Annotated in this window: 9 protein-coding genes; all 9 read right to left on the reverse strand. The window is 54.6% G+C overall.

Features of this window, described 5'->3' with window-relative positions:
* Nucleotides 1-106: 106 nt before the first annotated feature.
* The 9 genes from BLT38_RS08740 to BLT38_RS08780 all read right to left on the reverse strand — a co-directional run bounded on the left by BLT38_RS08740 (nt 107) and on the right by BLT38_RS08780 (nt 12,370).
* The gene (locus BLT38_RS08740; protein WP_083344821.1) at nt 107-1,591 is read right to left on the reverse strand and encodes a hypothetical protein; all 1,485 of its coding nucleotides are present in this window, start codon (nt 1,589-1,591) and stop codon (nt 107-109) included.
* Nucleotides 1,592-1,644: 53 nt separating this feature from the next.
* Nucleotides 1,645-3,141 carry a hypothetical protein gene (locus BLT38_RS08745; protein ID WP_083344822.1) on the reverse strand — a complete coding sequence of 499 codons (1,497 nt, stop codon included), beginning with the start codon at nt 3,139-3,141 and terminating at the stop codon, nt 1,645-1,647.
* Nucleotides 3,142-3,374: 233 nt separating this feature from the next.
* Nucleotides 3,375-3,965 (reverse strand): DUF1254 domain-containing protein, encoded by a 591-nt coding sequence (locus BLT38_RS08750; RefSeq protein WP_083344823.1) that lies wholly within the window; start codon nt 3,963-3,965, stop codon nt 3,375-3,377.
* A gap of 4 nt (nt 3,966-3,969) precedes the next feature.
* Nucleotides 3,970-4,386 (reverse strand): DUF1214 domain-containing protein, encoded by a 417-nt coding sequence (locus BLT38_RS20775; protein ID WP_197674952.1) that lies wholly within the window; start codon nt 4,384-4,386, stop codon nt 3,970-3,972.
* 989 nt (nt 4,387-5,375) lie between these two features.
* Nucleotides 5,376-5,762, reverse strand: coding sequence for a DUF7009 family protein (locus BLT38_RS08760; protein WP_083344824.1), 387 nt, complete (start codon nt 5,760-5,762; stop codon nt 5,376-5,378).
* 12 nt (nt 5,763-5,774) lie between these two features.
* The gene (locus BLT38_RS08765; protein ID WP_231966829.1) at nt 5,775-7,226 is read right to left on the reverse strand and encodes an alginate export family protein; all 1,452 of its coding nucleotides are present in this window, start codon (nt 7,224-7,226) and stop codon (nt 5,775-5,777) included.
* 99 nt (nt 7,227-7,325) lie between these two features.
* The gene (locus BLT38_RS08770) at nt 7,326-8,585 is read right to left on the reverse strand and encodes an MFS transporter (protein ID WP_083344826.1); all 1,260 of its coding nucleotides are present in this window, start codon (nt 8,583-8,585) and stop codon (nt 7,326-7,328) included.
* 129 nt (nt 8,586-8,714) lie between these two features.
* Nucleotides 8,715-10,883 carry a molybdopterin oxidoreductase family protein gene (locus BLT38_RS08775; RefSeq protein ID WP_083344827.1) on the reverse strand — a complete coding sequence of 723 codons (2,169 nt, stop codon included), beginning with the start codon at nt 10,881-10,883 and terminating at the stop codon, nt 8,715-8,717.
* Complete coding sequence (locus BLT38_RS08780; RefSeq protein ID WP_231966830.1) at nt 10,880-12,370, reverse strand: DmsC/YnfH family molybdoenzyme membrane anchor subunit; 1,491 nt, start codon at nt 12,368-12,370, stop codon at nt 10,880-10,882. The genes BLT38_RS08775 and BLT38_RS08780 overlap by 4 nt, the downstream gene beginning before the upstream one ends.
* Between the last annotated feature and the right edge of the window lies 1 nt (nt 12,371).

The raw sequence follows: 12,371 nt of genomic DNA on the forward strand, positions 1-12,371 counted from the left end.
TTCTCCCTCGTACTATCCGTGAATGACTGAAGCGGTGCTTCCAGCCAGCAAACAGTTCAGCCGCGAAATCAGTGACGCTGCTGTCCTTTGGATGACCGCGCTTACATTAGACCAATTTCAACCCGCGGATAGCTTCGCCGGCTGCACGCAGATTTGCAAGCTTCATCTCGGAATATTTGCGCGAGAGCAATACTCCATCTGCACCACCATTGAAGGCCGCCTCAACCACTTTCCGTGTGCCTTCTGGCGTGCATTTCGCGCTGCCATTGCCCGTGGGGATATCAATATCAATACCCGGCCAAAGCTTGGTCTGGGTGCCTGCGAGACCAGCTTTCGCTCGCTTCGTCTCGCACAACACATAGTCGGCCGAGAATCCCGCAGCGGCAAGGTGTTGCATATCAGCTTCAGGACCATAATCCAGCACGCGATAGTGGAAGTCGAGCAACTCCTGTTTCGGCACGTCTGCGAAATAAGTCGAGCCGACCGAATTGACATAATCAACCATGCGTTCACCAGCGCAGTTTTGATAGATGACAACCTTTAGAAAGTCGGAGTAGGGAGCCATCTCGGCGTAGTCCTGCGCTGCGCGATAGATCGGGCTAAACGAGTTGTTGTGCCAGATGTGCCAGCCCACTCCCATCTGTGGCTTGATGGATTTAACTTTGTCATACACTGCTTTCTGCGTATCACGAAGACTTTGATTCCATAGCGATTCCCATGCCAGTAACTCGGGATACTTCAGCATGAGGCGCCACAGCGTGACATAGTAGCCGTCCGCAGGCCGCACTCCCTTGCGCGAAGCGGTGACAAACTTTTCGAGGTCCTCATATCCCTTTCGTGCGCGCTCCGGGTTGATCCCCTGAGACTTCGCCTTCGCAATCGTGTGTTCCGAGAAGTCGCAAACACTGGATAAGGACGGATGCGAATGGCTCGCTCCGAGCGCGTTCGACAACGGCCCCTGCCGCTCCGATCCCCACATAATTCCATCCAGATCATAGTTGTGGGCCCAGTTCTCAACCATGCCCAGGATCCACGCACGATATTCCTGCGCGTTGAAATTCATGGTTGAGATCTTCTCTCCCTGCAGATTCACATCCTGCATGGGTTCGATGCCGGGAAGATTCTTTCCCATAACGTCTTCAAACCAGGCAATCGTTTTAACGCCATGCTTCCGGGCCTTGGGGATCACATCCTCCAGCACGTCGTAGTTGCCCAAGTCTGGCGCGCGAAAATTCTTGAGCGTGGTATCAGCGAAATATTTCTTGTCATAGTTCGTGTAGCAACCGCCGACAAACGTGTCCTTGTCATACTGCTGCTTTCCATGATCCGGCAGGGGTTGCCCCGGAATTTGCCGGCCACCGATACCACGGCCATACGTGAAGGTCGCAACAAAAAGCGTGTCGACGAAAGCATCGCGCTGGCATTCCTCAATGACGGCATCCGTTCCTTCGTCAGTGAAAGAAACTGCGCCAATTTGGATGCCGATCATCTTCTTCGGCTTGGGTACCTGTGGATTCATCACCTGAGCGGGCGCAACCGCCGCAGTCAAGGCTGCGCCTGTTGCTGTTTGGAGAAACTGCCTGCGATCCATATCTGGTTTCCTCGCCGTAAGAAGACTTACTCAGATTCTGAAACATTCGGGAATTAGATTGCCTTCATCTCGCGTAGTGCATCACCTACCGCGCCAAGATTGGCAAGCTTCATCTCAGAATATTTCCGCGAAATGACGATCCCCTTGCCGCCGCCTTCAAGGCAAGCCTTTGTACATGCCTTTATGGTTGGCGGAACCGTATGACTGTATTCGTCGGGCATGTTGGAGATATCGACGTCGAGACCGGGCCATATCTCGGTCTTCGTTCCCTCAACATCGGCAACACAACGCTTCGTCTCGTTTAGAACGTAGCTCTCATCCAGTCCCATGTACGGTAACTGTTCATAGCTGCGTCCTTGATAGCCCACCACCTTGTACTCAAACTCAAGGGCCTGGTCAATCGACATGTCACCGTACATCGTACGGTGAGCGCTTGTAATGTAGTTCTGCATGCGCCATCCGCCCAAATTGTTGTAGACCGTCATCTTCAGGAAGTCTGAATATTCGCCGAGCTTCTTCAGATCCGTTTGCGCGCGGAAGAACGCACTGTAACTGTGCGCATGCCACACATGCCAACCAACGCCCGCGGCAGGCTTCACGCCCTTCACCATCGTGTACATGGATTTGTATGTGTTATGTACGCCGTCGTTCCACATGGTTTCCCATGCAAGGACCTCAGGATATTGAAAGAGCACACGCCAGAAAGTTACGTAATGGCCGTCCGGAATCTTCGCACCACTGCGACAAAGATTGACCCACTTTTCGAGTTCGTGAAATCCGTCGATGGCCCGCTGCACATCAATACCGCGCCGCTTGGCTTCGGCCTTACAGAAGTCGCAGAAGCAGGTGACCTTCGTAGGATCATTCCCCTGTGGGTTATGGACCGATTCGACCATGTTGCCGAACGGACCGTAACGCTCAGACCCCCACAAGATGCCATCAATGTCATAGGAGCGAATGAAATCCTCCTGTACACCGAGGATGAAGTTGTGATGGTCAGGATTGTAAAAGCATGCCGTCCCTTGGGGGCGTCCGTAGAGATCGCGCTCCGCAATCACATCGAAGTTCGGGATGCTCTTATTCCATACATCCTCGCTCCAGGTGTACGTCTTCATTCCGCGTTTCTTTGCTCTCGGAATGACGTCTTCCAGCACGTCGTACCTGCCGCCATTGTCCGGAGCTTTCGTAGGCTTCATCCGGGTGTTCTTGTAGTACTGAGGATGGGGTGTAGCGTAATTGCCGCCAAAGAAGTGATCATTGAGATTCTGCACCCCGTGGTCCGGAAATGGATGATCTGGGATCATGCGACCGGCAATGCCGTTGCCGTATGTGAACGAGGCGATGAAGAGCGCGTTGATACCGCCCTTCTCCTGAAGTATGTCGAGCACCTTCTCGGTACCTTCGTCCTGAAAGGAGATCGCACCGATCTGGATGCCAATCGTCGGAACATCTTTTTTGACGCCGACCTGAGCCATGAGACCTCCCCCCAGAGTTGCCTGCGTTGCCGCAAGTACGGCGCCCCCACCAGTGATGAATTCACGACGATCCATTGTTGTGCCCTTCCGTTTGTCTAGAAAGATCTTGATTGCTCTCTACGGCGTACCGCCTGCATGAAGAGTAGATGTCACCGGTTCCATAGATGCGGGACCACTAGCCACGCTGCGTTCGCGAAATTTGAATAGCTTGCCATGTTGAACGCCATCTTCGAAGAGGATGTTACGCCGGGACGCGGTGTAGGTATACAGTTCCACTACCTTCCGGTCTCACCCATGTCGGGTATATGTTATTCAGACTGCCGCAGGTTGAGTGGCCTGATCTGAATTTGCCTGGCGAGCGCGTAGGCGCGCGAAAGATCGCTTTCGTTTTCTACCAGTGTGCGGACGATGACGAGGACCGAAGGGCTGGGTGAAGGAATGTGCGTCATCCCCTGAGGGATCGAGCCTTTCCAGCGGCCTCCGCTAATCACATACTCTCCGGCATCAGTACCAGTAGTGCGTGTTCCCACATACGCAAAGTTCTCGTTCTTCGACGGATCAACGAACTGTACGCTGTAATACCGACCGGTCATATCGGGCACACACAAGCATTGAGGCCCTCTTGCGAGATCCAGCCATCCCACTGAGAGCAGTGTGTCGTGGTTGACGCCTCTTGTCATGAGTTCGGAGTCGCGAAGGGACTGAGAAGTAATCGGTTCTGCAAACATCTTTTCGGGTTGTGTATAGAGCGTATTCACCGGAACAGGGCCCTCCCCAAAACCCCGCACAAGAATTGCGCTCTTGAACACAAAGAGCAACATGCGCGGCCAGAAGAGGATGAACAGAAACCATCCAGTCACCACTAAGGAACCGAAGATCAGCAAATGGCCATATTGCATGTGGTCACCCCCTCACGCGGACAACCGGTGGTACCTTGTACTGGCGTTCAAGAATCGGCTCTCTTGGCATGTAGGCTCTCAGCCAGAGTCGGAAGCGGCCTTCAGGAGCGGGCAGCCAGTTGGATTCACGTCCGACAGGAGCAACATGCTGCAAATAGATGTCGACTGACCCGTCAGCGTTGGGTTGAAGTCCGGATCGATTGCTGACGCAATACCGATGGATCGGGTTCGCCACAAAACGCTCTTTTGCATCGGCCATCGTCAGCGACCAGAATGCCTCCACCGGAGGTAGACCGCCAGGCGAGAAATGGAGGACGTATTGGTGCTCTCCCGAGAGAGCATTGCCAGTTTCATCCACCTGCGTTCGCCAGTAGACAGCTTCGCGCACAGAGTTGACTGGGCCAGAAATATCCGGGCACATGCGGCTCGGAACAACATGCCATGACCAGGCTCACCGCATCCGTAGATGGTTAACCAACCGTTGCTCCTTGTCGCCTTACGTCTCGCCACGATCTCGACCGTGACTACGGCCAGTCCGCAACCAACGAAAACACCTTGAACCAGAGCGTTCCTAAGGGTCAGGGACTCTGGACGCAAGAACCGGTGTACGATGACCCCTCCGCACACAAGGCCGATGAATGCGGTGAACAACGCGTAGGTTCTCTCGCTCATAGTGTTTGCTCTATTGCCGAACCCGCAGGCTCACTCGGCCCGAGGAACGGCGTTCTGAGAACTAGCGGATGATCCTAACGACAAACCGGCTTATGAGGACTCACTGTGTCGAGCCTGTCGCTCTACATACAGACTTACTAGCGTTGTTCCGTCATTGTCGGACACATCTGCAGCACTCGACCATGCCATCAATGTTTGTCGATGACACACCCAACCTATCACGGGAATGGCAGACGTTTGGCCATCCGAATGTATAGGGAGAAGCGCCATTCCCGGCAGAAGAGCCTAGGGCGCAAAGGGAAAGGTGCGGCAATGGGGAACGAGACAATTACGAAACTCTCTTCGCGTTAGCGCGTATGAGCCGATGGTGTGCGGCAACAACCTCCAGTTGCCAAAGGGATCGATGTTTGAGCAGTTGTTCAACATGTCCGCGCAGTGCAGTACGCTCAAACCTGTCACAAGATGCGCTGTCCGCGGAACTGCGTGGAGTGTAGCGAAAGGATGCTCTAGAGATGGCAGAGATGAGCCTCAAACAGATGCAGGATGCGGTTGCGGAGTCGCTCGAGCAGCGGAAGATGGCGATACATCTGGTGGCGGGCTTCGGCATGGGGGCGCTGGTGTTGTCCGTAGTGGGAATCTACGGTGTTCTGTCCTATTCAGTGTCACGACTAACGCGAAAAATCGGCACCCGAATGGTTCTGGGATTAAAGGGAAAACCACCCAGGGGCCCTCTGCTCATTAACACAACGTTGCATTGGGGTTATCGAATGTGTCTGCATTGTTTTCATCGTCTCTGTCGATACAGGCAAAATCCTTCTCTATAGAGATATGCAACCTCTCTCCACCGAACAGAACCTGTTCCGCGTACAGTCCAACTGCTGCATCGTTCGCTGCCCACGAGCGTATCGTCTCGCTCGGCACGGAGACGCGGATGGACGCCCCCCTCAAGTTTGCCGAGATTGCCTCATAAGAGGGACGGTGCTTGATCGAGTAGCAGAAACGGTCGGAGGAACTGCCGAGAGCGAAGGAAGTGAACGCGGAGATTTCTCCCTCGTCCGCCAGTTTGGCTACCTCCGTCCGCAGGAGTCGGAACCGGATCGAATTGTCCTTGATGCGCAACTTCAACTGACACACCCCTTAAAGATGTTTTTGGAACTTATAGTTCAATTCCATATAGCCATAGTTCGAATCATGCATACGCGGATACGTCCCCGCGATGACCGCCTTTCCATAAGCATGTGCATAGTAGGCGGTGAGGGAAACGCGAGGCGTCACTGCATAATCTGTGCTGATGTCGAAGAGAGACGAGAAGCTGTTGTGTCCATTCGATGGGCGGCCTGTGTATCCAAATACCTTGGAATCAAAGGCACCTCCGCCCTGATACCAGAGATCCTGGTTCGACGTGAGCTGTAGGAAATGGAGATCGCTGCGGATTTCTACTTTCTTTCCCGGAGTGTCGACCATCTGCACAAAGCTGTCGGTAGAGTTCATCAGGTTGTAGAACGGATCGCGCGCATACACTCGCGGCGTCGGAAGGACCTGAAAAAATGTGTTGTGTTTTCCATCGGCGGGATTGTTGTCGCCAGTCGAGCGGAAATAACCGCCACGCACCCACGGCATTGATGGCACAGTATTCAGTCTCAGGCCACCTTCGATCGCAATCGCTCCGGCAGAGTGATCCAACAATCCCCAGTGGCCACTTTGCCCTGCGCCCCATACCATGAAGTCCACAACCGTTTTCCCCGCAGGGATCGCAGCAACAAAATCCCCACCATAGGTCCCAATGCGAATGTTCGCATGATCCGAAGCTTTCGCTGTCGCAGAGCGATTGTCTGTCTTGGTAATCCCGGTGCGTCCGTCGTGATAGCCAAGGCCAAAGCCACGGAGTACGGCATGCTGTCCGACGGAATGAGAGTACGACGCATACTGGATATCAACGTTAAGTTCGGGGTTGGCATTCATATTGAAGACGCCTTGCGTAGCGCGACCAGCCATAGCCGTCACATCCCATGCATGGTTTCCAAGCTTAACGTCAATACCATCAAACGATCTCTGGCCATTCGAGAATCCAAAATTACCAACGAGACGTTGTGCGACGCGGTTGGTTTGTAGCCATCGAACGGATGTATCCTTCGACGTTCCCTCCTGTCCGTCGAAGAACTCAAAACGACCAACACGGACGGTGTCAAAGTCGTTGTGAAAGTGATAGCGAAGGTAGCCCTGCCGAAACGATGCCGCAGCGGGGTACGCATTGTTACTGTTCGCGGCGTAATACGTGCCTCCAAGTCCAAGTTGTCCTTGTGCCGCCACGGGAGAGACAGCATCGGTCGGAAGAGCCAACTCGGCGCTTTGTCCAAGGTCCAACATGTAATCCACGTTGTGTATTCGTTGCGCCAAGGAAAGACGCAGCAACGAGTCTTGGTGCCCATACACTTCGCTCGTTGGCGTCGCAGCAAACCACTGGGTCGCGTTCGTCCTTTGGCGAATCGAAACGGAGACGGTTGGCCCGCCTGTTGCCGGGGAGGACGTTTGAGCAGACAACAAGGGAGCAGAACTCGCAAGCGCGAGCACGAAGAGCGAATTCTTCAAGTTGGTCTCCTGGCGATCTATGCGCTACCCAACCTTGGGTTAGGCCGCGGCTTAAGGCTGAAATGCAGACCTCTGAGGATTGGGTGACTCGTCACAACCTCAAACGGCGATCGCAGGGCTTGCCGGAACAATGACCTCGGAACTGTCCGGTGTTGGAGACATCGCTCTTCCACCCTTTCCAACCCACGTTCGTGTCCAACGTCGAGCAACAAGCCGCATCACGATCAACACCGCGATGGCGAACACCGCATATACAGCAAAGCCTGCGGAGAAGGAACCCGTCTTCTGCTTCGAGATACCGAGGACATTGGGAAGTATGCTTCCCCCAAGTGCGCCGATCTCGCCAATCATGCCGCCCGCAATCGCCGTGGTGAGTGGCCACCGCAACGGGACGAGCTGAAAGGTTGCGCCATTCCCAGCACCCAACGCGGCAAAGCACAACATGAAGAGAAGTGTTGTCGCCGCTAACGACGGGGATGTCGTAAGACCAAAGATGCCCGCGATGGCCACCAGAAACACGACAGAGAGCGTCGTGATTCCGCCGATCTTATCGGACAACCAACCGCCCAACACACGTGTCGCGCTTCCCAGTAACGTCGCCATCATGGTCAAGGTTCCAGCCTCCGTCTTTGCCATGTGGAACTGCGACACAAACAATGAGGGTAGGAATGTTGCGAGCCCCAAGAAGCCGCCAAACGTGATGATGTAGATCAAATTGAAGTACCAGCCATCGGCCTCCACAAGACACTTGAGGTGCTGCCCTAGAGTTTGGTGCTCTTTGTCAGGTGGCTCCTTCGCAAAGATGATCATGGTTAGCAGAGGCAAGAGCATGAAAAGCGCAGCGACGCCGTACACATTCGACCATCCGTAGACCTTCGCGAGACGCGGCGCGAAGAAGGCAGCAAGCGCTGTTCCGCTATTCCCTGCTCCCGCAATCCCCATCGCAAGGCCCTTGTATTCTTGCGGAAACCATCCTGCTCCAAGTGATAGTGCAACACCGAAGCTAGCGCCTGCGGTTCCCAATAAGACGCCCATGGCAAGCACATTGGAGAAGGTGTGAACAAAGAAGAACCCATACATCAACGCCGCAATGATGGTCAGCATCTCGATGATGGCCGCACTCTTACGTCCGATGTACTGACCAAGCACACCTAACGGGAAGCGCATTAACGCCCCTGCCATGGTGGGGATGGAGACCATCAACCCTGTCTGTGCAGGGGAAAGATGAAACTGCTCGGTAATGAATGGCCCCATGGCACCATTGAGGACCCAGACAGCAAAGCTGAAGTCAAAGTACAGGAACGCTGCGAAGAGAGTCGGTGGATGTCCGGAACGTAAGAACGCCTTTGCGCTGGCCATGATGTGGCTCCTAAAGTCGAAGTGAGTTTGGTTTGGAAACTACGCTTACGGCTTGTGGTGCGGAGCGAACGTCATGGTTCGACTCGTTACTGCGGGTGAAGCTCTCGCGGCGGCCATGGCCGAGAGGAATTAGCGGCTGCGCTCGACGCGCACAGCACACTGTTTGAAGTTTGGTTCGCGGCTGATGGGATCGAACGCACCCAACGTAACGAGGTTGGAGTTCTGCTCCGCGAAGTGGAACGGCATGAAGACCTGTCCGGGCGCGACAATCCCGGTGATTCGCAGCTCGATGCCCTCCACTCGCGCTCGACGAGACACCAAAGCGATCCGGTCGTGCTGACGCAACGAAAGACGATCCGCATCGATCGGATTCATCTCTAACCACGCGTTGGGAACCATCCGGTCAAGCTGAGGAACAGCGCCCGTCTTGGTACGCGTATGCCAGTGCTCCACCGTACGTCCTGTATTCAGGATGAAATCGAATTCCTTATCCGGTTGCTCAGAGAATGGCAAGCACGGAACACAATGCAATTTTGCGCGTCCACCGTCATACGGAAATACGCCGTCGCGATAGAGACTCGTACCACCCCACTGTGCGCCGCCTTGTTCTTCCAACTGGGCCCAGGTGAATGCACTGTAATCGCATAAACGTCCTGCTGATACACGCTGCCATTCCAGCCACGCATCGTGCGAAGAGATCCATCCGGAAAACAACCTCTCGCGAACACCAAGCCGCTCCGCGATGGAAAGAAAAATATCGAAGTCCGAACGTGCCTCTCCCGGAGGGGCAACGAACGCGTTCACCTTGCTGACACGACGCTCCGAGTTGGTGTAGGTTCCTTCCTTCTCGCCCCAGATCGCAGCAGGCAGTACCAGGTCGGCATAATCCATGGTGGGAGTTGGATAGAAGCCATCCTGCACCACAACAAACTCTGCCGTAGACAATGCCTGGGTCAGCAGCTTTACATTCGGGAAACTCACAACCGGGTTTGTCGCGATGAACCATAGGGCACGGACACGCTTATCGAGCGCGGCCTCAATAATGTCTGGATAGGCAAGTCCGCGCGACTTGGGCAGTTCCTCTTCGTCGATATTCCACAGTACCGCGAGTTCCGCGCGATCCTTTGCGCTATCGAATTTGCGATATCCCGGCATACCAGAAGTAAAGCCACTCTCTCGCGTTCCCATCGCGTTGCACTGTCCTGTAATGGAAAAAGGAGCAGATCCCAATTGCCCAATTTTTCCCGTGAGGAGTGCGAGATTGTTGATCGCTGCAACCGTGACCGATCCTTGCGTGGAATGATTCACTCCCATCGTCCATCCGATGAAAGCGGAAGACGCAGTTCCATACAAGAAAGCGATATTCTCAATCGTCTCCACGGTAAGCCCGGTCGTTCTTGCGACCGTCTCCGGAGTGAACTCGGCAACAAAGCGCCGCAACTCGTCCAGGCCTTCAGTGTGACTCTCAAGAAAGGCCTCATCAATCATGCCGTCGCGCAGAAGAATGTGCGCAATGCCATTCAACAACGCGATGTCCGAACGAGGTTTGACCGGTAGATGAATGTCGGCCATCATCGCCGTTTTGGTCACGCGAGGGTCGGCAACAATCAGAACCTGGCCCGGCCTCTTGCGGAGACGGTTGCACAGAATCGGATGATTGTCCGCGATGTTAGAACCAACAAGGAGAACGACGTCTGCATGTTCCATGTCGGCATAGGAACCGGGCGGTCCATCAGAACCAAAACTGAGTTTGTAGCCCGATACTGCGGATGACATACACAGTGTGGTGTTGCCGTCGTAGTTCCGGCTGCGAAAACCGAGTTGAACTAGCTTGCCGAGCGTGAAGAACTCTTCCGTGAGCAATTGCCCCGTTCCGATCACGCCAAGTGTGTCGGAACCATACGTCCGCTGCAGCCCCGTAATACGTGCCACCATGACGTCCAGCGCTTCGTCCCACGAGATGGGTTCAAGCGGCGATCCTTTTCCACCTCGTCGCAGCAATGGCACACGAGCTCGACCCGGTGTATCAATCATCTGGTGTTCACTCAGCCCTTTAGGGCAAAGCTTGCCAAGATTGACAGGATGATCAGGATTGCCGCGCACCGCCACTGCCTTGCCATCCCGAGTTCCCACCAGCATCCCGCAACCGACAGAACAGTAGCCACAAGTTGTCTTCGTCCACTGGTCAGCAACGCGGGATTCTGAGATATGTCCGAAAACTGGATCGTTTCCATAGGCATATTTCTTCTTCGCGGTGTCTAGTCCCAGCGCTCTCATCACTCGCTGCGAAATCTTCATGCGACCTCCGCGCGGCTGCCGATGAAGGTGAGGCCCATGCTAAGCGGCACAACAGACACAAAGAAGAGGTATCTGCCGATCACGACGGTTACTGTGCCTGCAAACAGCGCAAGCCAAGGCAACGGAGCATATGCGAATAGGACCGACGCTCCTGCACTTAGGAATGCCAGAGCTACCCAATAGACGAGCTGCTCACCACGTAGCAGGTTGTAGCTGGCGCGCCTCTCAAACAGGTTTGCGGAACGAAGCCGAGCAATACGGATCGATTGATTTAATCCCCACAACACAGCAAAGACCAAAACCAGGTTGCGGTGAAGCACGAATCCCCTTGTCATTACATCTGCGACAAGACTGCCGAGATAGGCAGCGGAAACGAGAAAATCAACGGGCGTATGGATCGTGTTCCACGAGGGTCTTGCTTTCACAAGATAGAGCGCGGCGCTAGCAAGCGTGCCGCACATTCCAAGCAATATGCCGCAATAAGCAAGCGGAGTTATGGCCCACTGGAATTCTCGAAGCCACGCTGCGGCTGCACATGCAGTCACACTGCCGTAGAAGAGACCGAAACACAAGACTTCGCGGCTAAGCCAGGAACGCCGCCACATGCGGATTGCGCGCCATGCATATGCAGGCCTCCCCAGATGAAACACGGAAACATTCAACGCGAATGTTGTCAGCAGCCAAAGAGATGTCAGAACCGCTGCGCTTAGTTCATGAGCCAGCGTCATGACGGCAAGTGCTCCAAAGGACGCCTGCATCACCGTCGTCATCGCTATCAAGGATGGATGCGCATGCTCGAGGTGAATCGAGCCTGTATCTACGCGCTCCAACCAAGAAGACGACTGTTCAGGCAACGTAATGCGAGTTGTCGAGATGGTCTGTCCAGCCGCAGGCATCCCAGGCGACTCTGCAGTATGAAAATCCTTACCCCATGCTTCCTTGTTTACGATTTCAATCTGAATCGCATTTTCCGGACACGCATTCACACATGCAGGCTCTCGTCCATCCAGCAGACGACCACGACACATGTCACATTTCCCCACCACTCCACGCTCCGCATTGAACTGCGGAACGCTATAGGGGCAATTCCACACACAGTATTGACAACCGATGCATGCATCCGTTGAATGCAACACAATCCCCGTGAGCGGATCTTTGGTATACGCATTGACTGGACAACCGCGCAGACAGTCCGCACTGAGACAGTGATTGCAGCCCATCGAAAGATAAGTGCGCTGCGTGTTCGGATAGACGCCGCCCTCCAGTTCGCCAACACGTCGCCACTGGATATGCGCCGGGTTGCCATTCTGCTCGTTACACGCCACCTCACACGAACGGCAGCCGATGCACTTCGTCATATCGAAGTGGAAGCGATATTGCTCTCCTGCCTCAAGCTGCCGCGATGGAATCAGAGCCTGAGCAAGCTCTGGTGACGCGCCATTTGCGACGAGCGTCATTCGCACCAAATCGGCGCTCTCTGCTTCCATC

The sequence above is a fragment of the Terriglobus roseus genome (assembly GCF_900102185.1).
In the GTDB taxonomy this organism is placed as follows: domain Bacteria; phylum Acidobacteriota; class Terriglobia; order Terriglobales; family Acidobacteriaceae; genus Terriglobus; species Terriglobus roseus_A.